The sequence below is a fragment of the Enterococcus spodopteracolus genome, assembly GCF_030441955.1.
Lineage (GTDB): Bacteria > Bacillota > Bacilli > Lactobacillales > Enterococcaceae > Enterococcus_B > Enterococcus_B spodopteracolus.
This window is the reverse complement of record NZ_JARJHD010000008.1, coordinates 60,194-84,972: the sequence shown is the minus strand read 5'-3', so window position 1 is coordinate 84,972 and position 24,779 is coordinate 60,194. Positions and strand designations below refer to the sequence as shown.

Genomic DNA, 24,779 nt, shown 5'->3' with positions numbered 1-24,779 from the left:
TGTACCATGTTTTTCAAGCAATAATAAAATAATCATAATTATAAAAAAATATGAGATAAATGAATGGTAAAATACAGAAAGAATACAAAATTAGGAGGCGTTATGCAGAAATACTGGAAAAAGAATATTAATTTATTTTTGATGGGACAATTTTTATCAGGAATCACAAGTATGGTCGTTCAATATGCTATTATTTGGTATTTGACGCAAGAAACAGGTTCTGCGACTATTTTAAGTTTTGCCACATTATTAGGAATGTTGCCGATGGTTCTATTAAGTCCGTTTGTTGGGCCGCTGATCGATCGCTGGGATAAGAAAAAATTATTGATTTATACGGATATCATTGTTGCGATCTTTGCACTTATTTTATCCATTGTAGGAACGGTGATGTCGACCTTGCCGCTCTGGTTAGTGTTTGTTTCTTTATTTATTCGCTCGGTCGCACAGACATTCCAAATGCCGACGATCCAATCAATTTTACCAACAATGGTTCCAGAAGAAGAATTAACAAGGATCAATGGGCGATTGGGGATGGTGCAATCAGCGAATTATATCGTTGCTCCTGGACTAGGTGCTTTTTTATTTGCTGCGGTACCCATGAATGCTTTGATTCTTTTGGATGTATTAGGTGCCATTCTTGGTGTGGGATTGTTGATTCTTGTGGTAATTCCCAAGATGGACATCCAGGGAGAAGCGGTTCATTTGTTAGCTGATACTAAATTTGGAGTAAAGAAACTATATGAGAAGCGAGGGGTGTGGCATATCATGATCAATGGGGCAGTTTTCATGTTGTTGTTCATGCCTGCCGCAAGCTTATATCCCCTGATGACCATAGGCTATTTTAAAGGCACAGTTGGACAAGCGGGGTTGATCGAAGTCATTTACGCCGTTGGGATGTTAATAGGAGGCGCAATCATTGGTTTTTCTGGCCATTTTAAGAATCGGATGCAGGTAGTCATTCTTTCTTATATTGTCATGGGTCTGTCGATTGGTGCTAGTGGATTGTTGCCAGCAACCTCACAAGGATTTATTTACTTTGTTCTGTTGAATGCCATTGCCGGCTTGGCTACGCCTTACTACAATACATTAGTCATGGCGATGATCCAACAAAGTTTTGAGCCAAGTATTTTAGGAAGAGTATTGGGCGTGTTCAATTCGCTGATGTCTCTCCCTGGTCCAATCGGTTTGATCTTTGCCGGGCCACTAGCAGATGCCATTGGCGTTGAGAAACTATTTGTGATTGCCGGTGTCGGTACATTACTTTGTGCAATTGCACTGTACATGGTTCCTTCAGCTAGAAACTACGATTTAGAATTACAAAGTAAACATAGCTAAGAAAAAGCAATAAATTTCTTTTTTGAAAATAGGCATTGATTGCCTATTTTTTTTGTTTTCACATACGATATTTATATAGGAGAGTGAGCTTAGATGAATTATTTTATCAGTGATATGCATTTTTTCCATGAACGGTTGCTCGGTAATAGTGATTTTTCGCCGAGACCATTTAAAAATGTTGCCCACATGCACCATCAACTGATCACTAGTTGGAATGCAGTCGTAAAGGAATCCGACCATGTTTATCATCTAGGAGACCTCGCGATGCACCCTAAGTATGAAAAAGGTAGCGCAGAAATTCTTTCCTTAGTCAAAGAACTGAATGGCACGATCCACTTTATCAAAGGGAATCATGACAGTCGGGCCTTTTTCAACTATTTGGAACAACATGATCCGTGGAAAAATGAAGGAAAGCAAAAGTTTCACTTTTATGATGTAGGTGTCATCATAAAATTCAATCATCAGCAATACTATTTGACCCATTATCCATTGTTGCTCGGAGGCAATGATAAAATACGCAATCTTCATGGCCATATCCATCATTATAGCGTACCCATCGGCAACGACGTCAATGTAGGCGTAGACGCACCAGAGCGAGAACTGTTGGCAAAATCATTACCTTTTGGCACTCCCTTATCTGAAAATAATATTGAAGAAATCTATCAGAAAAAACAAGCAGAATTGGAACGTTTGAAGAAAATGTAACCGCAAGTACGAGATCGTAGTAAAAGCATTCAGTCGATAGATAGTTGAAAAAGCATTCAAATACTACTCGTAAGGGGAGTACTTGAATGCTTTTTATTGTCGGTAGATGAGTTAGTTAAAGAAATGTTACTTATTCTATATAATACAGTTCACCCATTTTCCTTGATCATTCAGCCCTTTACCCACGGAAGCAGTATCATCATTCAAACGTTTAAGATCATTCGTGATATTTGTTGAGTAGACGATAAGGACCTCTTCTTTTGTATATTGATTCAACCAGTCGATCGCGTAATCCACCGATTGGTTGACGCCGATATGATAGTAATAATTTTGGTAAATCGTTTTGGCTTCATCGGTCATTGTAAAGTCATAGTTCAAGCCATAACCGTTCCTCTGAGAAGCAGGGGTTGTGAAAGAGCCATGGAATCGTAGATAAGTAGCGGAACGATAGGTACCATTTTCTAGCTTGATCAAGGCATGGAAATTATTAAAGAAGTAATACCAAGTCGGACGGTTCTTCGTGTAGGATACGTCATAATTCAATGGATTCGGATAGGCTAGATCATAATTTTCATAGACACTTAAATTCTCCGTGTAATCAAATGTTCGTTGAGTAAATGCTGGAGAAGTATGTACTACTTGACTAACTAAATAGCCATATGAAGGATGTGCTTTTTGATCAATTTTTGAATAAGTCGGATTATAGCGTAGGTGATTACTATCCGTCGTGATATCTTTTGAGTAAACAATATCAAAGCTACACTGAGTATAGAGATTGATCCAATTCATCACGTAATTTGGGATATCCGCAAGTTCAATACCATTAGGTACAACAGGGATATTTTTATCTGCGTATTTTTGCTTCGCTTCATCAGTCAAAGCGAAATTGATGAATAAATCTAATTGTGCAACAACATTTCCACTGGCGTTACGACCGAGTGTAAGGGATTTGTTGGTGTAGGGACGTTGGTTGTTTTGGTCGATTGCTAAGAAATGATAGTCGTTTTCAAGGTAATAGAGGTTAGAGTTTCTACTGAAAATAAAATCTTCACCTTCCATTGGGGAACCTCCTCCCGCCCAAGTGATATTCTTTGTATAATCATTGTATTCAGGGAACGAAGGACTGATTTTTTCCAGTTTATCGGAGCGCCAGATATCGTTAGGTGTAATCGTTGGCGATTCAAACGGATCATCTTTAGACTCAAGATCAATCCCTTGGAAATTTGGGTCATCTCCAGGCGTCAGGTCATCAATGTTGCCATCAGGTGTAGCGTTCATGTAAGCAGCCCATACGAGCATGGAACAATACCATGTAGATCGGCTAGAGGAGCGGTTGCGATGATTATCATGATCATCAAGATCATGTAAGGCATAACCTTTTCCTAGTTGTGATTCCATAAATCTTACGGCAGCTTGTTTTTGTAAAACTGTTGCTTCAGGTACTCGTAGGATGGAGGCATTGGTATAATCAAAGCGTTCGTCATCTAATACTCCGTAGACAACGCCATCACTTTTGACACCGAAGTTTCCTTTTGTCGCTTCAATTGTTCGAATATATGTAAAGGTTTCTTCTTTTCCATTGATTATATATGTTTCTTCAACAATATCATCGACAATCATGACATGATGAAGGTATCTTATGAGAATATCAGCTCTGTTTACCTCAAAAATAACATCTCCAGGCTGGACCGTATTTAACAAGTCATAAGTACCATATTCCGGCTTCTTTTCAAAAGTAATATTATCTAAAGAATTTCCAATATTGAAGGACCATAGTGGTGGAATTTTGGCTAACCTTTCTGCTTCCTCGGTTAAATACGTGTCATTGATGGAATGTGCATATTCTTTTAAGTGATCCTCATCTAAATAAGGTGTCTGGTTGTAGTAATCAGCTGAAAATTCCTCAAATGTCCGCCTAATGGAAGCGTATTCATTTTCGAAAAATTCATAATAATCCTCTAAAGACTGATAAGATTCCGCTTCGGCAAGTACCTGCATATTTGAGAATTGAAGTGAAACGATTAATAAAAAAGTTGTGAAAAAGAGTTTGATCTTCATGATATTTTCTCCTTGATTTTATGATAAAATAATAACATATGAAAATTTATAAAAACACCTATTTTTTATTTTTTTATGTTTTTTTTATATGAATTTATGGGAAAAATATCTAATTATATTGTTTATTAAAAGTTGATGTGGTTTTTTTATTATTGATTTGTAAGTTTGTTGATTTATTTTAAAGTTATTTTATCTTTTATTTTAAATAACTGTTTATCGGTTTTTTTGTTCACCGTAAATTATTTATTCGCCCCGCATCTTCATATCAGATATTTAATCCAGTTTTTAACGAGGGTTCTATAGGTTGTAAGAGATCAACGAATAAAAATAAGCTGAATCAGCGAATAGCGTTACCTAAAATTTTTAGAAGAAAGGAAGATTAGATGAACGGTTATAAAATCGGGTTAATTATTTCTATGATTTTATCGATCTTATGTTTATTGGGAATACTCATAGATTATAGAGGGTATGTTGGTTTTATTTTGTCATTTGTAATCATAATTCCTGGCTTTTTGGGAGTTTATTTTACTACAAAAACTACCATGAAAAAGTACTTAGAGTGGACTCTGTTAGTTGTGAATTATTTATTTGCGACTACGCTTAGTGGTTGGTATTTTATTCAGTTTATTTTACATTTATGCAAGTAATGTATGATACATATCAAAAAATGGGAAAAGGAGGAAATATAATGACTCAAAATAAAAAGTATTTAATTCTATCATTTGTCTTTTTAGGTCTGTCATGTCTGCTTGCTAGGCATTATTTTTTACCCTATATGCAATACCCTCTTATATTTCGAAGAATCATTATTATCGGCTGTTGGATACTAAGCGGATTTAGTTTATTTTTTTGTCGAGGAATCAGGAATAAACTTCTGAAAGTGATTGTCATTGGCATCAACATTTTCTGTATCTATGGTTGGTGGATTTTTTATTGATTGTTAAGTTCTATCAAGTAAACTGGTCATCCGAACAACAATAACTTAAATGAAATTATGAGAGGATATAGTTATGAACGGTTATAAAATCGGGTTAATTGTTTCTATGATTTTATCGATCTTATGTTTATTGGGAATAATCATAGATTACGGAGGATATATCGGCTTCATTTTGGTGTTTGTGATCATTATCCCAGGACTTACGGGAATTCATTTTACCACAAAAATCACTATGAGAAGGTACTTGAAATGGTCTCTGTTAGTCGTGAATTACTTATTTGCGACTACGCTCACCATATGGGATTTGGTCTATGTTTTCTTACAATTTTTTATAAATAAAAAGGACCAGATGTATCAATAAAAGTATTGAGAGAAGGAGAAAAAAATGGTTCGAAATAAAAAATATTGGATTTTGTCGTGTGTATTATTGATACTCTCATGTCTACTTGCTAGACATTATTTTTTATCCTATAGACTATATCCACTTGTATATCAAAGAATGATTGTCTACGGTTGTTGGCTACTAAGTGGATTTAGTTTATTTTTTTGTCGGGCGATTAATAATAAATTTCTGAAGAGTATTGTCATTGGAATCAACATTTTCTGTATTTATGGTTGGTGGTTTATATATGATTTTTGAAAATACAGATATTCATAAGTTTAAAGGAGAATAAGATGACGAATAACCAATTCATATTATCTATAGCAATGTTTTTTTCGATGAGTTGTTTTGTTGGAGGAATCATTTCAGGAGAGAGTGCTCTACGAATTATTTTGTTTTTCATGATGACTTTTCCAAGTCTGCTAGGACTTTATTTTTCCACTAAAGTGGAACTTCGACATTATAAATGGTTGCTTATTTCTTTGAATTACTTTTTTGCTACATTTATAATTATTGGACAATTCATTCAATTAATTGTTTTAACTTTGAACAAAAAATAGAGGTAAGTATTATTTGAAAGGGAGATTGAAATGAAAAGTACATACAAAAGATATTGTTCATTGATTGTTTTACTATTATCCATCAGTGTGATTACGTTCAGCCTGGTTCAAGGAGGATGATATAGTATTGAATTGCGAGTAATATTGACATCGATTTGTTGGCTACTTAGTAGTATAAGTTTATTTTTTTCAAGGTTCATTGAAAGTAAAGCCTTAAAAAACTTAGTCATTTTTTTGAACTTTAGCTGTATTTACGGTTGGTTATTTTCCTTTAGTTAAGTCTCTATTTATTTATGAAATGAACATTAACTGTAAATAGAAAAAAACGCCATCACGCTACAATAAATAAAAGTTGAATAGGAGATCACCATGAAATTCCATAAAACAGGATTCAGTTTGTCGATGCTGTTGTCTACCTTCTTTATGATAGGGAGCTTTCTATATCGAGAAGATCAACTTTCAAGTTTTGCATTTGTCCTGTACATGGTAATTCCTGGACTTATGGGGATTTATTTTACGAACTGTCTTACGATGGGTAAATATCAGAAAGGATTTCTCTTAGTCGTAAATTATGGATTTGCGACCGCTATGAGTTTGATGCGTGTGATTGAGTTTATTTCTAGTAAGCTATGATCGTAATCGTTGAAAAAAGGAGTGAGTGGAATGTTTGTAAAAAAAGTATGCCGAATAAATATATTTCGTTCTATCTATTGGCGCTTTGTTTTCTATTGGGAAGTTTAGTTTTTGTTTTCAAATTTTTTTGGTTATTTGGAACAGTCCAATATTCTTGGTGGAACATCAGTGGAATCAGTTTGTTTTATTCAACTAGAATCCCCTCAGCATTCTTAAAAAGGTGCTCATTGGCATTCATCTTGTTTTGATGTACGGTATTGTACTTGGAACTTTATTAGGTTTTGTCAGCTTTAGTAAGGTGGAGTATTTATTATTCCCTGTTGCGTACGTATGGATTGTGGGCGCGCTTCATGAGTTAGAGAGAAAGAAAGCATTCTTTATCATGGGCTGGGTCATCCCGATGTCTATTTCTACACTCGCATTTATTTATGTGCATTATTTGATTATTTTTCAAAGTCATTCCTTCGAAAGTTATTATTTGATTCCTTTACTGCTGTTGATGGTGATCTCTGGATTGATTAGATTATACGCCGTACCAAAGCTTGAAACTAGCCGGCGAAAGTTTTACTTATTGCTTATCAACTATTTGTGTTCTACATATTTCAATGTTGTGCTGTTACTTTTGTTTTTGGTGAATGTAGTAAGAAACTAAATCACGAATAAGACTCATCTCATAGCAAAGTTTTGGTATCTGAAAAGTACAGAATGAGCTAACTAAAAAACGTCGCTTTTTTAAATTGATTATTTAGGGGTGAAATTTTCAGAAAGATGACGTATAATGTAAAATACTGAAAAGTTGCGACCTTCAACTCGTAGATGTTTCAGAATCTAATTGAAATGATGGTGATACCATGACAGACAACAGCAAAACACGCGTTGTCGTTGGGATGAGTGGCGGTGTTGACTCATCTGTAACAGCACTTTTGTTAAAGGAACAAGGCTATGATGTAATCGGGATCTTTATGAAAAACTGGGATGATACAGATGAAAATGGCGTCTGTACGGCGACGGAAGATTATAAGGATGTAGCGAAAGTCGCTGCCCAAATCGGGATTCCTTATTACTCAGTCAATTTTGAAAAAGAATATTGGGACCGTGTGTTTGAATATTTCTTAGCAGAATATCGTGCGGGGCGTACCCCGAATCCAGATGTAATGTGCAATAAGGAAATCAAATTTAAAGCATTCTTAGACTATGCAATGGACTTAGGAGCGGAATATGTTGCTACAGGCCATTATGCGCAAGTCACACGTGATGAAAATGGCGTGTCACATATGTTGCGTGGGGTAGATAATAACAAAGACCAAACGTATTTCCTTAGCCAATTGTCACAAGAACAGTTAGCAAAAACGATGTTTCCGTTAGGCGGTATGGAAAAATCAGAAGTACGTGCGATTGCGGAACGTGCCGGTTTAGCGACTGCGAAGAAAAAAGACTCAACTGGTATCTGTTTTATCGGCGAAAAGAATTTCAAACAATTTTTAAGTAACTATTTACCAGCTAAAAAAGGCAATATGGTGACCCTTGATGGTGAAGTCAAAGGCGAACACGCTGGTTTGATGTACTACACGATTGGACAACGCCAAGGCTTAGGTATCGGTGGCGGTGGCGATTCACAAGAACCTTGGTTCGTGGTGGGGAAAGATCTTGTGACGAATACATTATATGTTGGGCAAGGTTTCCACCACCCTGCATTGTATGCAACCAGTTTGGATGCAAGCGAAATCCATTTTACAACGAATGAACCAATGCCAAAAGAATTCAAATGTACAGCGAAATTCCGATACCGCCAACAAGATGTACCGGTAACTGTACGCTTATTAGAAAATGATCGGGCGGAAGTCATTTTTGACGAACCTGTACGTGCAATCACACCCGGACAAGCCGTTGTTTTTTATGACGGAATGGAATGTTTAGGTGGCGGATTGATTGATCATGCGTATCAAGAATCAAAAGTTTTGCAATACGTCTAACATAATCTAAAAAAGCCGCAGGATTTTTTTACGAATCCTGTGGCTTTTTTGCTATTTATTGGCGAAAGCATGACCATTGCTTGTTTCTTCCTGCTTATGGATCTCCTTCGTATTATGGCGAACCAGTACAAAGTTTGCTAGTACAAGTAAGGATGTGGATAAAAAGACCCCACGATAACCGAAAATACTTGAAACGCTTGAACCAATCAATGGACCAACGACATTTCCAGTGGCTTGGAAGGATTGATTATAACTAAATATTCTTCCGGCAGCTTGTGGGGGAGAGTATTTAGTGATCAATGCTTGCACCGCTGGAAGGAGGCAAGCGTCGGAGATCCCGATCAAAAATCGTAGTCCTGCAAGTTGCCATACATTCGTTACGAAAGCCATTGGGATATAGACGATCAAGGCGAAGCCTAATCCGATGGCTAAGATTCGTTCACTTCCGATTTTATCACCTAAGCGTCCGAAACGAGGAGCGGCTATCAGGGTGGCAATCCCGGGAATAGACGCAATGATTCCGCTGATCAACGTGACGTTGCCGTGTCCATGTAATAATTGCCGGATATATAAACTAATGATCGGGCTGATTGAATTATTTGATGCTTGAATGATCATTGTCGTAATAAACATGCCGATGACAACATGTGGGTATTTCAGGTCACGGAAAATTTGTTTAGCAGAAACCAACTCGCCTTTTTCTACAGGAACAAATTGTTCATGGACAAAAAATAAGCTGAGTAAGAAAACGAAGAACAAAATTGTTCCAGTGATAAAGAAGGTGGGGCGATACCCAAAAGCGGAAGCAGAGAGTCCGCCGAGTAGAGGACCAAGCAATGTTCCGGTCACAGAGCCAGTCGCCAAAGTACCAAGTACTTGGCCACTTTTTTCTCGCGGGGTGCCAGTAGCGACTAAAGCTGTTGCATTACTGATATAACCGGAAAAAATCCCTTGTAATAGTCGTAATGCGACTAATTGATACACGCTTGTTACTAGACCCATCAATGAAATCACTACCGCCATCCCTAGTGAAGCGCGTAACAACATCAATTTTCGGCCTTTTTGATCGGCAAGGCGACCCCACCATGGAGAGATCAATGTCGTCACAAGGAATGTCGAGGAGAAGGTCAAGCCACTCCAAAAGTTCAATTGTGACGTACTGTAATTTCCTAACGTATCTATGTAAAGGGACATAAAAGGCATTACAAGACTAAAGCCAATGCCAGCCATAAATGTGCCAAACCATAAAACCACTAGATTTTTCTCCCAAGGTTCTCTTTTTCTGAATACAGCATCCTTTACTTTTGAAACCACAATAAAGCCTTCTTTCTGAAAATTTTCATCTACAATTATTTATTATAAACTACAATGTGTAGTTTATCAACAACAAGTCTTTTTTCTCTTTGTCTTTCATGGTAAACTAAAGGGGATTGAGTTTATTCCATAAGAGGGGAAATCAAATGAAAAAACGAACGCTGTCACAAGAGAAAATCATCGACTGCTTTCGAGAATTGGCAGAAGAGATGACTGTACAGCAAATCACTTTCCAACACTTAGCTAAAGCTTTGAATATCAAATCACCGTCGCTTTATAACCACTTCAAAAATATTCGAGAAGTAAAAACGGCATTGACTGCGAAACTTTTAACGGAGTTAAATGATCAATTACGTCGAGTGTTAGTTGGGAAAAGTAGGGGAGAAGCGATACAAGCATACGCGCAAACTTATCAGTTATTTGCTTTTCAAAATCAAGCAGTCTATGAACTGTTGATCAGTGTACCGCATACAAATGAAGAAATTTTATTAGAGGGAATACATGAAACAAACCAAATTATTTTGCAAATATTTGACGCTTTTTCTTTGTCGAAAGAAGAGAAGGTCCATCGAAGTCGAGAACTGCGCAGCATGATTCATGGCTATCTTTCATTACGTTTTTTAGGGTATTTTACCAATGAACCGAATGTTTCTCCAGAAGAAAGTTATGTCTGGATGATCGACGACTTTATTGCAACTTTACCAATAAAATAAAAGGCATCATTTCAATGAATTTTCTGATCATTCATAAAAAGCCCCTTTTAAGCAAAATTTCTTGCAACTTTCTTGGAAAGTGACTAATATGTTTTTAAGATGACCTGAGAAAAGGAGCGCATGTATGTATCAAGTAATTACAATGTTCGGTGATAATGAGCCTTGGTGGTTCTTTGAGGATTGGCAAGAAGATATTCAAATGGAGGAAACTTTCTCCTCTTTTGAAGAAGCGCAACAAAACTATGAAGAAAAATGGCTAGCCATTAAAGACAACTATGAGTATATCCACGCCAAAAATAATTTTCTTAGCGCTTTTTGGAATGATGGCGATGAGCGCTGGTGTGAAGAATGCGATGATGATTTGCAGCAATACAAAGGACTGGCTTTGCTGAAGGATTATCAGCCGATCACCATGGAAAGCAGAAAGGATTTTTATGAAACAACTAATTCTAGCGGAAAAGCCAAGCGTTGCGAAAGACCTAAGCAAGGTGCTTGGTGCTAATCAAAAACACAAAAATTACTACGAAGGACCTAAGGTGATCGTGACTTGGGCCCTTGGTCATTTATTAGGTCTAAAGATGCCAGAAGATCTGAATAAGGAATGGCAAAGCTGGCAGATGGAAACATTGCCGATGATCCCGAAAAAACTAGGGATCAAACCATTACCAAAAACTGGTCATCAATTGAAAGCTATCAAGCAATTGGCTAGTCGTAAAGATGTCTCAGAAGCAGTGATCGCCACAGATGCCGGACGTGAAGGAGAACTCGTTGCACGTTGGATCTTGGAATACGTTCATTTCAATAGGCCGGTGAAACGTTTGTGGATCTCCTCACAAACAGATAAAGCAATCAAGACAGGTTTCAACCAATTGAAACCAGCTAAAAGCTATGATGCGCTTTATGAGTCTGCTTTGGCTAGGGCAAAAGCAGATTGGTTGGTTGGGTTGAATGTGACACGTGCGCTGACAGTAAAATATCAAGACAATTTATCAGCGGGTCGGGTACAAACTCCAACCTTAGCTTTAGTGCGTAATCAAGAAAAGAAAATCGAGTCGTTCCGACCACAAACGTATTTTACGATTTCATTGACAGTCGGCAATGAACAAGCAAAAATGGTCCAAAAAAACCAGTTTGCTTTGAAATCCCATGAAGAAGCCCAAGCGTTTGTTAAAACCCTTAGTCAGAGTAAGGGAACAGTAGTCAACATTGAAGAAAAAACAAAGACAGAAAAAGCGCCACTGCCTTATGATCTAACGGAGATCCAACGCGAAGCCAACCAACGTTATGGCTATTCTGCAAAGAAAACGTTAGGTCTTGTTCAAAGTTTATACGAAACGCACAAGATCGTCACCTATCCACGAACAGATAGTAAATATTTGACGAATGATATGAAAAGCACGATGAAAGAACGACTTCAAGCCATCAGCGATTTTGCACCAGAAGTCAAAACTTATTTGAAAAATGGGGCAGTGGTTCGTCAAACGAGTGTCTTCCAAGATAGTAAAGTAACAGATCACCATGCCTTGTTGCCGACGGAAAATCGTCCACGCTATGAGAAACTAAGCAACGAAGAACAAAAAATCTATCAAATGATCGTGACACGTTTCTTAGGCTTGTTTGCAGAACCACATAAAATCAGTCAAACAAAAATCACTGTCGTATTTGGTAACGAACAATTTGTTTTTCGCCAAAACCGGGTGTTGGAAGCTGGCTGGAAAACGTCTGCGGAAAGTCATGTGGATTCGTTTGACTGGAAAAAAGACATGCGCATCCAACCTGATTTTACAATCAAAAAAGAATTGTCGGCACCGCCGAAACCTTTGACGGAAGCAAGTTTGTTAGGCTTAATGGAAAAACACAGTTTAGGCACGCCTGCGACTCGTGCGGAGATCATTGAAAAATTGATCAAATCCGAATTAATGGAACGCACACCCCAAGGTTTACAAGTCTCGCCGAAAGGCAAGCAGTTGTTAGAACTGGTCAATCCATCACTTGTGACACCAGATTTGACTGAAAGTTGGGAAAGAGATTTAGAAGCGATCGCGCTTGGGAAAAAACAAGCGAATGTCTTTTTGCAATCCATCGAAAAAGAAACGAAGCGACTTGTCCAAGAAATCAAAACAAGTAAACAACAATATCAAGATTTTTCGATTACACAAAAGAAATGTCCGGATTGTGGCTCGAATCTCCGTGAGAAGAACACGAAAGATGGCAAAATCTATGTGTGTACAAACCAAGATTGTAACTATCGCCGTCGCAAAGATCCGAAAGTCTCCAACCATCGTTGTCCGCAATGTCATCGCAAAATGGAGATCATTGAAGGCAAGAACGGGGCTTACTTCCGTTGTAAATTTGATGGGACGACAGAGAAAATGCTAGGGAAAAAAGAGCAGAAGAAAAAAATGACGAAACATGAAGAACGTCGCTTGATGAAGAAATATTCTCAAGCAGAAGAACCGGAAGAAAGCCCACTAGCAGCAGCCTTAAAAGCTGCGATGAAAGATCATTGAGTTACAAGACTTCATATCTTGGTAGATGATTTACATGAGTGAGTAGTCGTTCAAAATCTGCAAAGGGAAATATGATGGTACTGGTGTTGCTGTTTGGATGAAAGCCAACGGTATCATTGCGATCGATCGAGGAGTCAATGACGACTTGGATCTCGTTTTCTAAATCGTTGACTAAGGCAAATGGATTGACGGTGCCTGGCGGAACATGCAACAACTGTTTGACTTGGTCTTCTGGCACAAACGATAATCGTTTTTCATTCAACTGTTCTGCCAATAATTTCAAGTCGGCTTGTTTTTCATCAGGTAAGACGACAAAATAAATTTGTTTACCTTTCTTTGGTTTGACCAAAAGATTTTTGACTTGTGGACCTGGCAAAGTAAACGTTAGATTTTTAACAGAAGTAATGGCTGGGTGGTTCACTTCATGGTAATTGATTGCCAATAGATCCAGCAATTCATAGGCCTCTTGTTTCGTGGCATGACACATAAAAAACAATCCTCCATTCATTTTTTATTTATTTTAGCACAAAAAAGATTGACAAATAAAAATGAATCGGGTAAATTACTCATTAAGTTAAATAAAAGACATCGAAAAGAAGAGTAGCAATTAAGTGTTTGAAGAGAGTCTCTGGTTGGTGAGAAGAGGCAATAACTGATTGTGAAACACATCTTGGAGTCGATTTTCTGAACAGCCAGTAAGGAAATCCGGGAAGCCCGTTACAGCTGCGGTCGTTGTTAGACGACCAGATAAGGTTAGTTTTGCGAGAAACTAATAAAAAAAGGTGGAACCACGTATTTTGCGTCCTTTGGTCTTCGGATCAAAGGACTTTTTTTGTTTTTCATGTGGTTGGAAGGGACAGCTAACAATGTACCCCTTTAAAGAAAAGAGGAGGAAAAGAAAATGAATGATTTATTAGAAGTGATGCCACAGTTGTTAGTAGGGGCACTGACAACCTTGAAATTATTTGCCTTTACCTTGATTGGTTCTTTACCATTAGGAATTATTTTAGCCTTAGGGTTGTCGTTACATTTTAAACCAATCCGTTATTTCGTACAAACGTATGTCTGGATCATGCGAGGAACGCCGCTATTGTTACAATTGATCTTCGTGTTCTACGGCTTGCCAACGATCGGGATCGTGTTTGATCGCTTCGAAGCTGCCTTGATCGCATTCATTTTAAATTATGCTGCCTATTTTGCAGAAATTTTCCGTGGTGGTATCCAGTCGATTCCTAAAGGGCAATATGAAGCAGCACAAGTCTTACAGTTGAGTCCTTTCCAAACAGTGACAAGAATCATTATTCCGCAAGTAACAAAAATCGTGTTACCTTCTGTCGGCAATGAAGTCATCAATCTAGTGAAAGATTCTTCGTTGATCTACATCTTAGGTTTAGGTGATGTGATGCGAGCTGGTAAGATCGCGATGGAGAGAGACGCAAGTTTACTTCCGTTGCTTGGCGTGGCGTTGATCTATCTAGCGCTAACAGGAGTGCTGACGATCGTGTTGAAGCAAATTGAAGAAAAATTAAATTATTACCGCTAAGAAACGAGGAGGGAACAGCGATGATTGAATTAAAAAAGATTAGTAAATCATTTGGTGACAAACAAGTGATCAAAGATTTTGACTTAGTAATCCCAGAAGGGCAAACCTTAGCGATCGGTGGACCGTCAGGAGGCGGTAAAACAACGATGTTACGGATTTTAGCCGGTTTAGAAAAAGCCGACAGTGGCGAGCTTTACCTGGATGGCACGAAATTTGACCCTTTCGAATTGAAAACGAAAGAACAAGTGGTAGGCGTCGTCTTTCAAGATTTCCAACTTTTTCCGCATTTAAATATTTTTGATAACATCACTTTGGCACCTAAAATGGTGTTGAAACAAAGTAAAGAAGAATACACCAAAAAGGCGGAAGAATTAGCGGACTCATTAGGGATTCGTGATTTATTAGGAAATTATCCTTATCAATTATCTGGGGGACAAAAACAACGTGTGGCCATTGCTCGTGCGTTAGCGATGAACCCGCGAGTGCTAGCTTATGATGAACCGACGAGTGCATTAGATCCAGAGTTACGCCAACAAGTAGAGAAGTTGATTCTTTCATTAAAAGAAGAGGGCGTGACACAAATCATCGTGACCCACGATTTAGTCTTTGCTGAAAACGTTGGGGATCAATTGATCAAAGTTATGCCAAGTAAGTAGGAAAGCGGTGGGGAGAAAATGAAAAAATTCAGCTTTTTGATTTTATCTTTGATTGGTTTTTTCTTTTTAACTGGCTGCACGAATGAGCGGACAGCGACAGAAAGCTGGTCAAGAATCAATCAAGAAAAAAAGATTATCGTAGGACTGGACGACAGCTTTGTACCAATGGGTTTTCGTGATAAAGATGGCAAATTGACAGGATTTGATATTGAGTTAGCGAAAGCTGTCTTTGATGAATATGGCATTACTGTTGAGTTCCAACCAATTGACTGGTCAATGAAGGAGTTCGAATTAAACAACGGAACAATTGATCTGATCTGGAACGGGTATTCAAAAACGCCAGAACGTGAAGAAAAGGTCTTGTTTACAAAACCATATATGAAAAATGATCAAGTGCTGATCACACCAAAAACTTCTGGCATTACAAGCTTTGAACAAATGCAAGACAAAATCTTAGGCGCACAAAACGGTTCTTCTGGTTATGATATGTTTGTCAGACATCCAGAAATACTCAAAGACTATGTGAAAAATCAAGAGGCAGTTTTGTACGCAAGTTTTAATGAAGCATTGATCGATTTGAAAAGTGGCCGTACAGATGGTGTGTTGATCGATAAAGTCTATGCCGAGTATTTTTTGAACATACGAGACGAATTAGATAATTTCAATGTGATCAAAGGGGACTTTGATGGAGAAGATTTTGCTGTCGGTGCGCGAAAAAATGACGAAATACTTGTGGAAAAAGTCAATGACGGCATAGCTGAATTGGTTAGAAACGGAAAATTTAGCAGGATCTCAGAGAAGTGGTTTGGTGAAGATGTCACACCAGAATAGGTGACAGGATGACATGAAGGATCGAATCATAGGGGAAGTCAAAAAAGTGGAACAGCATCTGCTGCACCACTTTTTTTGTTTGTTTCGGACTTATTTTTTAAATGACTAGACTTTTATTTGTAAATGTCAAAAATCTACTTGGTAATGAAAAGGGTTTCGTGTTATTCTAAAGAGGTAAAGATTGAACTAGGAAAGGAAGATGTTCATGGAACACCAAAAATTAACTGCATTTCCTGATGATTTTCTTTGGGGGTCTGCTTCAGCTGCCTATCAAGTAGAAGGCGCATGGCAAGAAGGCGGAAAAGGTGAGTCCGTTTGGGATCGCTTTGTTCGTATTCCGGGTAAGACATTTAAAGGAACAAATGGCGACTTAGCTGTTGATCATTATCATCGTTATAAAGAAGATATCGCCTTAATGAAAGAACAAGGTTTGAAAACGTATCGCTTCTCTGTGGCTTGGACACGTATTTTTCCAACTGGCCGCGGCGAGATCAATCAAGAAGGCTTAGCTTTCTATATGGATTTGATTGATGAATTGATCAAACACAACATTGAACCAATGTTGACATTGTACCATTGGGATCTGCCACAAGCATTGCAAGATGAATACCAAGGATGGGAATCTCGTCAGATCATCGAAGATTTTACGAACTATGCAAAAACATTATTCGAAGCATTTCGTGGCAAAGTCCACTATTGGGTTAGTTTGAATGAACAAAATATTTTTACTTCACTCGGTTATTTATTAGCGGTTCATCCTCCAGGAGTGACTGATCCAAAACGAATGTACCAAGTGAACCACATTGCCAACTTAGCTAATGCAGCAGTGATTAAGGCGTTCCATGAAATGGATATGCCTGGGAAAATCGGACCAAGTTTTGCGTATACGCCAAACTATCCGATCGACAGTGATCCAAAGAACATTTTGGCTGCTGAAAATGCGGAAGATTTGATGGCCCATTATTGGATGGATGTTTATATGTGGGGCAAATATCCAATCGCTGCGATGAAATTCTTGGAAGAACAAGGGTGGGCACCAACGATTGAAGAAGGCGATGAGGAGCTATTAGCATCTGCAAAACCTGACTTTTTAGGCATCAACTACTACCAAACAGCAACGAATGCTTTTAATCCATTAGATGGTGTCGGCGCTGGTAAGATGAATACTACAGGTAAAAAAGGCTCATCAGAAGAAACAGGCGTGCCTGGCATGTACAAAAAAGTAGAAAATCCATTTGTCGAACGTACAAATTGGGATTGGGAAATCGATCCAGAAGGTTTACGTATTGCTTTGCGACGAATCACGAGTCGCTACCGTATCCCTGTGTTGATCACGGAAAACGGTTTAGGTGAATATGACAAATTGACAGAAGATAAAAAAATCCATGATGACTACCGTATCAACTACTTGGAAAGTCATGTCAAAGCCATCAAAGAAGCTATTTCAGATGGTGCAGAAGTCTTGGGCTATTGCACATGGTCTTACACAGACTTGCTGAGCTGGTTAAATGGCTACCAAAAACGCTATGGCTTCGTTTATGTAGATCAGGATGAAACACAAGAAGGATCACTTGATCGCTATAAAAAAGATAGCTACTATTGGTACCAACAAGTGATTCGTGAAAATGGCGCGCATATTGGTGAATAGAGGGTCACTTTGATGCGTTTCCTCATTAAATAGTGAATAATTAACTAAGAAGAGAGGACCTAGGTCTTGCTCTTCTTTTTTTGATAAAGAAAGAAAATCAGTAATCGGGCAAACAAAACTTTTGTTCGCTTGCTTTTTTTTGTATAATGGAACTTGATGAAAAGAGGGATATATCATGGCAAAGAAAAAACGTCCTGCTAAGAAGAAGAGAAAAACTAAAAAACAAAAACAGCAGCAGGAGCAAATGATCGCGATCGGTGTTGGCTTTGCTTTTATACTATTTGCCGTCTTTGGCTTTTTGAAATTAGGCTTTTTAGGCATTTTAGTGGCGAATGGCTTTCGCATAGTCGCTGGAAATACGTATCAGATCCTCTGTGTATTATTAGCAGTTTTAGGATTTTGGATCATGGTCAAAAATAGAGAATTCACGATGGGTAAGAGTCGTCGTTGGCTGGGAGTTGGGCTGTTTTATTTAGGTATCTTACTCTTTTTACATGCCAATCTTTTTGGAAAATTGAACAGCGGAGAACCCAATATCATTGGAACGACTTGGGATCTACTATCGGCAGATATTCGTCAAAGCCAAATCACCACGAATGTCGGTGGTGGTATGCTAGGTGCATTTATTTATAATCTGACATTCTTTTTGATTGCTCAACCGGGAAGTTATTTCGTAGCTGTTTTATTGATTATTGGCGGAGCAGTATTATTCAGTAATGTTGAGGGGCATCAATTATTGAATGCCTTACAAGTCATGGGCGATCGATTCCAAGAACTGTTAGAAGGCGACCCAGAAAAGCAGGCACGCAAACAAGCTGCGAAAGAAGAGCGGCAAAAGCAACGAGCAGAAGCGAAAGAAGCGAAACGTCTTGCTGCGAAAGAAGCAGCCGAAGCTGAAGCGACGGAAATGGAACAAAAGCGAGCCACTCGTCAAAAGAATCAGGTCCAAAAGGAAACTTCTCCTATTTATGAAGAAAGTGAACCTGAACAATTAAGTTTTGTGCCGATTGACAGTTTCCAAGGAAATGTCCAACCTCCTGTTATGGAACGTCCTAAACAGGATGAGATGAGTCAATTACAAGAGTCTTCCGAAGATGAGTTATTTGAAGATGATGGCACTGCATTAGAATTTGAGATCGAAGCAGAAGAAGAAAATCAAGCATACGAACTACCTTCAATCGATTTATTAGACTCAGCGCAAACCGTGGATCAAAGTGATGAGTACAAGAAAATTGAAAAGAACATTGGCGTATTAGAACAAACTTTCCAAAGTTTTGGTGTCGATGCGAAAGTCGTCAAAGCAAGTTTAGGACCATCTGTGACGAAGTTTGAGATTCAACCAGCTGTCGGAGTAAAAGTAAGTAAAATCGTTAGTTTAACGGATGATATTGCCTTAGCTCTAGCCGCAAAAGATGTTCGTATGGAAGCACCAATCCCTGGGAAATCATTGATTGGGATCGAAGTGCCGAATAGCAAGATCAGTATGGTTTCGTTTAGAGAGATCATCGAAGCCCAACCGGATCATCCAGACAAGCTATTGGAAGTACCTTTAGGACGAGATGTTTCGGGTCGTGTCCAAACGGCTGATTTATCGAAAATGCCTCACTTGCTCGTTGCCGGGTCGACTGGTAGTGGGAAGTCAGTGGCGATCAACGGTATCATCACAAGTATCTTGATGCGAGCAAAACCTCATGAAGTCAAACTGATGATGATCGACCCGAAAATGGTCGAGTTGAATATGTATAATGGTATCCCGCATTTGTTGACGCCAGTTGTGACCAATCCTAGAAAAGCAGCACAAGCGTTGCAAAAAGTCGTTCAGGAAATGGAGGAACGGTATGAGAAGTTTGCTGCAACTGGTGTGAGAAATATCTCTGGGTACAATGAATTTGTCCAACAAAAAAATCTAGAAAATGGAACCAAACATCCGACCTTACCATTTATCGTCGTCATTGTTGATGAATTGGCGGATCTGATGATGGTTGCAAGCAACGAAGTCGAAGATGCGATCATCCGGTTAGCGCAAATGGCTCGTGCCGCAGGTATCCATATGATCTTGGCAACACAACGCCCAAGTGTGGATGTTATCACCGGAATTATCAAAGCCAATGTGCCTTCACGAATGGCGTTTGCTGTTTCCAGCGGAACAGATTCACGAACGATCATTGATTCTAATGGGGCGGAAAAGCTCTTAGGACGAGGGGATATGCTCTTCTTACCAATGGGTGAGAACAAACCGATCCGTGTTCAAGGAGCCTTCATTTCAGATCATGAAGTGGAACGTGTGGTCAACTTTGTCACCGATCAACAAGAAGCCAATTACGAAGAAAAAATGATGCCAACGGATGAAGTTGAATCGGCTGGTTCAGCAGAACAACCTCAAGATGAACTATTTGAAGAGGCAAAAGCATTAGTCATTGAAATGCAAACAGCAAGTATTTCTTTATTGCAACGTCGTTTCAGAATTGGTTACAATCGAGCAGCCCGTTTAGTCGATGAGCTGGAAGCTCACGGCGTCGTGGGTCCTTCAGAAGGCAGTAAGCCTCGAAAAGTTTTTATTGAGCAAGTGGAAGAGTCAATGGATCAATCATCATCTGAAAATCAGGAAATATAAAATGAAAGCAAGAAATCTTTTCTTATCGAATTGATTTTTTGCTTTTATTTTGCGTTTAGTTCATAAAAATATCTGTTTCGTGTAAAAAACAAGAATTAACAAAACATACATAATAAAATTATACCCACTAAATAATGATAAGCTAAAAGTTACAATTCATCTATGTGACACGTATTTGGGGCATTTTTTATGGAATTATTTTTGATCGATTCTAAGTACGATAAGTGTAATCGCTTTTACTTTGACCTTGTAATTATTGCTTTCAAGAGCATCAGGCTCGAAAAAAGTGGTTGGACTGATCATTTCAGATGTCGGGTATGGTTCGTCTCTTTTATTTAGTTTTTCTTGATCATTCCAGCAACCTTGTCGATTTTAGGGTTTATCTTTATTGAATGGATGATTTTGGATCCAGAAAAATCAGTAGAAGAATACGATGAGTTGCATGATACTCATGCATAGCCTAAATAAGATTTAGTATAAGTTTTTAACGATTATTTAGTTTCTTTTGTGAACTATTGCATTAATAAAGGGAATCAGTTATAGTATGTAGCGATACTTTGAAAAAAAGAGGGAATAATCGTGGAAAAACAATCCATTTATAGCTTAACAAATAAAGAATTGACTGCTTGGTTTTTAGAACATGGTGAAAAGAAATTCCGTGCCTCACAAGTATGGGAATGGCTCTATCAAAAGCGTGTCACAAGCTTTAAAGAAATGACGAATCTTTCAAAAAGCTTGATTGAAAAACTATCAGAAAATTTTGAGATCAATCCATTGAAACAAGTGATTGTGCAAGAGGCAAGTGATGGGACAGTCAAGTACTTGTTTGAGTTGCCAGATAAAAATATGATCGAAACGGTGTTGATGAGACAAGAATATGGCTTGTCTGTGTGTGTAACTACACAAGTCGGATGTAATATTGGCTGTACTTTTTGTGCCAGTGGTTTATTAACGAAAAACCGAGACTTGACTGCGGGGGAGATCGTGGCTCAGATCATGATGGTCCAACATTACTTTGATGAACGTCAACTGGGGGAACGAGTCTCCCATGTCGTGGTGATGGGGATCGGTGAACCGTTCGACAATTACGACAATGTCATGGATTTCTTGCATATCATCAATGATGCCAAAGGTTTAGCAATCGGTGCTCGTCACATCACAGTGTCAACTAGTGGGTTGGCAAACAAAATCAAAGAGTTTGCTGAAAATGGATTACAAGTCAACTTAGCAATTTCATTACATGCACCAAATAATGAAGTACGTACGTCCATGATGCGCATTAATCGCCGTTTTCCAATCGAAAAATTGATGGAAGCAGTGGATGAGTACTTGGAGAAAACCAACCGCCGGATCACGTTTGAGTACATTATGCTGAATCAAGTAAATGATCGTCCAGAACATGCGCAACAACTTGCTGATCTGTTGAAAGACAAGAAAAAATTAACTTATGTCAATTTGATTCCTTACAACCCAGTAAGTGAACATGATCAATATTCAAGAAGTCCAAAAGCGGATGTATTGAAATTTTATGATGTCTTGAAAAAGAACGGCATCAATTGTGTGATTCGCAAAGAACATGGGACAGATATTGATGCAGCTTGTGGGCAATTGCGTAGCAAACAAATGAAAAAAGAAAAAACTGTAGCAAAATAAATATTCTTAAAGTTAAGTTTTCTTTCCTTCTCTTTTCCCCGTTTGGCTGATAGAATAGGCTGAAATTGGAATGGAGGGGAATAGGATGATCATCAGTGAATTTGATCGTAGAAATATTGGTTTGAAGGATCAGCTAGCTGACCTTTTGCGATTGACTTGGCCGAAGGATTACGGCGAACAACCAATGAAAGAAGTCGAGCAACTACTAGCGACGGATCGAATCGCCGTCTCAGCGGTTGAACAAGATCGTTTGGTTGGTTTTATCGGTGCGATTCCGCAATATGGAATGACTGGTTGGGAAATTCACCCTCTAGTAGTAGAAACTTCTTATCGAAAGCAGTATGTCGGTAGCCGCTTAGTTGACTATTTGGAGAAAGAAATCACCTCTAAAGGTGGTGTGACGGTTTACTTAGGAACAGATGATATGGATGGAGACACAAGTCTTAGTCATACAGATCTTTTTGATCATCCATTAGATAAACTGAAATCAATCGAAACCATCAACAAGCATCCTTATACATTTTATGAAAAAATGGGTTATCAAGTCGTTGGAGTGATTCCTGATGCAAATGGGATCAATCAACCAGATATCATTCTGGCAAAACGGCTTGGAGAAATGAATCAATGAACGAAACACTAAAATTTTTGTTTAATCGAATAAAACAAGCGAGCCTCCCCGTATGCGGAGGCTCTTTTTTTAGGCAAAAACCGAACATTCATATCGAATGTTCTAATGAAGACCATTTTTTTATGATTATTTTATTCGAAAGAGCACTAGTTAAAAAACCTTGATTTATCTAGTTTTTTTAGAAAAAAATAATAAAACGTTCATGGAAAAGACATTATTTTTTAGAAAAAGCAAAAAAAACTGTTGCAAATTTAATAATTATTCATTAAACTCATAAACAACTCAGAAAATACTAATTATTCTGAAAATTTCGATAGAGGGGTACGGAAGATGAAAAAGAATTTAACTTTTGGAGTTGTGGCCTTATGTGGGCTTGTGCTTGCTGGTTGTTATGGTGGCAGCAGCGCAGATACAAGTGGTAGTGGTTCTTCAAGCAGTGGATCAGCAGATGGAGGAGGCGTCTTCAACTTAGTAGTACCTCAAGAAATGCCATCAGCCGACTTATCGGTTGCAACAGATACAATCAGTTTTACTGCACTAAATAATGTGTATGAAGGAATCTATCGTTTGGATGAAGATAGTAAACCTCAACCAGCCGGTGCCAGTGAATTGGCTGAAGTGAGTGAAGATGGATTGACTTATAAAGTCAAATTGCGTGAAGACGCAAAATGGTCAAATGGGGAGCCTGTCACAGCAGCTGATTATGTATACGGTTGGCAACGTACGGTAGATCCAGCGACGGCATCAGAATATGCGTATCTTTTTGCACCAGTTGAAAATGCTGAAGCAATCACAGCAGGCGACAAAGACAAATCAGAATTAGGCATCAAAGCAGTTGGTGATTATGAATTGGAAATCAAATTAGCCAAACAAACACCATACTTCCAATACTTACTTGCTTTCCCTTCATTCTTCCCACAAAGTCAAGCGGTGGTTGAAGAACATGGAGATGCGTACGCATCATCAAGTGACAACGCAGTATACAACGGACCATTTACTTTAGCTGATTTTGATGGACCAGGTACTGATACAGAATGGACGTACAAGAAAAACGAAGAGTACTGGGATAAAGATGCAGTTAAATTATCAGAAATCAAAGTCAGTGTCGTAAAAGAATCTTCTACTGCATTGAATCTGTTCAAAGATGGACAAGCAGATGATGTTATCTTATCAGGTGAGTTAGCACAACAAAATGCGAATGATCCAGCTTATACGTCAGTTAAAGAAGCACGTACAAGTTATATCGAGTTCAATCAAAGAGAAGATGATTCACCATTCAAAAATGTGAACTTAAGAAAAGCCATTTCTTATTCAATCAACCGTGAAGCATTAGTGAAACAAGTTATGGGTGATGGTTCAGTGGTTTCAACAGGCTTGATTCCTGCAGACATGACTAAGAACCCTGAAACAAATGAAGATTTCGCAGCAGAAGCCGGCGAATTAGTATCATATGATCAAGACAAAGCAAAAGAATATTGGGAAAAAGCGAAGAGTGAATTAGGAATCGACTCATTAGAATTTGAATTGATGGCATCAGATGACGACTCAACGAAAAAAGTGATCGAATATATCCAAAACTCTATCCAAGAAAACCTTGACGGTGTGAAAGTAAAACCTACACCAGTACCATTCTCTGTTCGTTTGGATCGTTCATCTTCTGGTGATTTTGACACAGTATTAGGTGGCTGGGGCGCAGACTATGCTGATCCAAGTAGTTTCACTGACTTGTTTGTAACAGGTAACTCTTACAACCGTGGTCAATGGTCAAATGCAGACTATGACAAAGCTGTTGAAGCATCTGCTTCTAAAGATGCTGGTGACGAACAAGCGCGTTGGGCTGACTTACAAGAAGCGAATAAAATCATCGCTGAAGATATGGGTGTCGCTCCAATTTACCAAAAAGCTGAAGGTCATTTAGTTAATCCAAAAGTCAAAGGTATCGTTCATCATGCTGCTGGCGCATCATGGGATTACAAATGGACATATATTGAAGAATAATCTGTCCTAAAAAGAAAAAAGAGCGTCTGGGATGTTTGATAAATCCCAGACCTCTCAATTTTCTGATCCTAGTTATTCTTTTGGCCGT

The 24,779-nt window shown here is 38.4% G+C and carries 18 protein-coding genes and 1 other annotated feature; of the genes, 15 read left to right on the top strand and 3 right to left on the bottom strand.

Annotated features, from left to right (window positions below):
* Positions 1-63: 63 nt before the first annotated feature.
* Both P3R27_RS10330 and P3R27_RS10325 read left to right on the top strand, forming a co-directional pair.
* The gene (locus tag P3R27_RS10330) at positions 64-1,335 is read left to right on the top strand and encodes an MFS transporter (protein ID WP_277600568.1); all 1,272 of its coding nucleotides are present in this window, start codon (positions 64-66) and stop codon (positions 1,333-1,335) included.
* 93 nt (positions 1,336-1,428) lie between these two features.
* Positions 1,429-2,040, top strand: a complete 612-nt coding sequence (locus P3R27_RS10325) for a metallophosphoesterase (RefSeq protein ID WP_301356908.1) — start codon at positions 1,429-1,431, stop codon at positions 2,038-2,040.
* Between the two features lie 135 nt (positions 2,041-2,175).
* On the opposite strand, the gene P3R27_RS10320 is transcribed toward P3R27_RS10325, so the two are convergent.
* Positions 2,176-4,098, bottom strand: coding sequence for a C40 family peptidase (locus tag P3R27_RS10320; RefSeq protein WP_126133940.1), 1,923 nt, complete (start codon positions 4,096-4,098; stop codon positions 2,176-2,178).
* Between the two features lie 2,248 nt (positions 4,099-6,346).
* Here P3R27_RS10320 and P3R27_RS10315 point away from each other — a divergent pair.
* Both P3R27_RS10315 and mnmA read left to right on the top strand, forming a co-directional pair.
* The gene (locus P3R27_RS10315; RefSeq protein WP_034688928.1) at positions 6,347-6,610 is read left to right on the top strand and encodes a hypothetical protein; all 264 of its coding nucleotides are present in this window, start codon (positions 6,347-6,349) and stop codon (positions 6,608-6,610) included.
* Between the two features lie 851 nt (positions 6,611-7,461).
* A complete protein-coding gene (gene mnmA / locus P3R27_RS10310; RefSeq protein WP_301356796.1) occupies positions 7,462-8,583 on the top strand; it encodes a tRNA 2-thiouridine(34) synthase MnmA in 1,122 nt (373 codons plus the stop codon).
* Between the two features lie 51 nt (positions 8,584-8,634).
* Here the strand turns inward: mnmA and P3R27_RS10305 are convergent, their stop codons facing one another.
* Positions 8,635-9,897 (bottom strand): multidrug efflux MFS transporter, encoded by a 1,263-nt coding sequence (locus P3R27_RS10305; RefSeq protein WP_034688926.1) that lies wholly within the window; start codon positions 9,895-9,897, stop codon positions 8,635-8,637.
* Between the two features lie 146 nt (positions 9,898-10,043).
* On the opposite strand from P3R27_RS10305, the gene P3R27_RS10300 reads away from it, so the two are divergent.
* From P3R27_RS10300 to P3R27_RS10290, 3 genes are all read left to right on the top strand, one after another.
* Complete coding sequence (locus tag P3R27_RS10300; RefSeq protein ID WP_034688924.1) at positions 10,044-10,610, top strand: TetR/AcrR family transcriptional regulator; 567 nt, start codon at positions 10,044-10,046, stop codon at positions 10,608-10,610.
* A gap of 124 nt (positions 10,611-10,734) precedes the next feature.
* Positions 10,735-11,112 (top strand): DUF1033 family protein, encoded by a 378-nt coding sequence (locus P3R27_RS10295; protein WP_034688922.1) that lies wholly within the window; start codon positions 10,735-10,737, stop codon positions 11,110-11,112.
* A complete protein-coding gene (locus P3R27_RS10290; protein ID WP_126133944.1) occupies positions 11,045-13,120 on the top strand; it encodes a DNA topoisomerase III in 2,076 nt (691 codons plus the stop codon). Before P3R27_RS10295 ends, P3R27_RS10290 begins: the two co-directional genes overlap by 68 nt.
* Before the next feature lies 1 nt (position 13,121).
* Here P3R27_RS10290 and P3R27_RS10285 read toward each other — a convergent pair whose 3' ends face one another.
* Positions 13,122-13,607, bottom strand: a complete 486-nt coding sequence (locus P3R27_RS10285) for a YbaK/EbsC family protein (RefSeq protein WP_034688919.1) — start codon at positions 13,605-13,607, stop codon at positions 13,122-13,124.
* A gap of 92 nt (positions 13,608-13,699) precedes the next feature.
* Positions 13,700-13,930, top strand: a binding site (T-box leader).
* Between the two features lie 91 nt (positions 13,931-14,021).
* Here P3R27_RS10285 and P3R27_RS10280 point away from each other — a divergent pair.
* From P3R27_RS10280 to P3R27_RS10245, 8 genes are all read left to right on the top strand, one after another.
* Positions 14,022-14,663, top strand: coding sequence for an amino acid ABC transporter permease (locus tag P3R27_RS10280; RefSeq protein WP_034688918.1), 642 nt, complete (start codon positions 14,022-14,024; stop codon positions 14,661-14,663).
* A gap of 20 nt (positions 14,664-14,683) precedes the next feature.
* Positions 14,684-15,319, top strand: coding sequence for an amino acid ABC transporter ATP-binding protein (locus P3R27_RS10275; protein WP_034688916.1), 636 nt, complete (start codon positions 14,684-14,686; stop codon positions 15,317-15,319).
* A gap of 18 nt (positions 15,320-15,337) precedes the next feature.
* Positions 15,338-16,150, top strand: coding sequence for an amino acid ABC transporter substrate-binding protein (locus P3R27_RS10270; protein WP_034688915.1), 813 nt, complete (start codon positions 15,338-15,340; stop codon positions 16,148-16,150).
* Between the two features lie 205 nt (positions 16,151-16,355).
* Positions 16,356-17,798 carry a glycoside hydrolase family 1 protein gene (locus P3R27_RS10265; protein WP_034688913.1) on the top strand — a complete coding sequence of 481 codons (1,443 nt, stop codon included), beginning with the start codon at positions 16,356-16,358 and terminating at the stop codon, positions 17,796-17,798.
* Positions 17,799-17,973: 175 nt separating this feature from the next.
* On the top strand, positions 17,974-20,412 hold the full coding sequence (locus tag P3R27_RS10260) for a DNA translocase FtsK (RefSeq protein ID WP_034688910.1): 2,439 nt from the start codon (positions 17,974-17,976) through the stop codon (positions 20,410-20,412).
* Positions 20,413-20,991: 579 nt separating this feature from the next.
* On the top strand, positions 20,992-22,065 hold the full coding sequence (rlmN, locus tag P3R27_RS10255; RefSeq protein WP_034688909.1) for a dual-specificity RNA methyltransferase RlmN: 1,074 nt from the start codon (positions 20,992-20,994) through the stop codon (positions 22,063-22,065).
* 85 nt (positions 22,066-22,150) lie between these two features.
* Entirely contained in the window at positions 22,151-22,693 is a 543-nt protein-coding gene (locus P3R27_RS10250) for an aminoglycoside 6'-N-acetyltransferase (protein ID WP_034688908.1), read from the top strand.
* Between the two features lie 330 nt (positions 22,694-23,023).
* Complete coding sequence (locus P3R27_RS10245; protein WP_034688907.1) at positions 23,024-24,691, top strand: peptide ABC transporter substrate-binding protein; 1,668 nt, start codon at positions 23,024-23,026, stop codon at positions 24,689-24,691.
* Positions 24,692-24,779 lie beyond the last annotated feature (88 nt).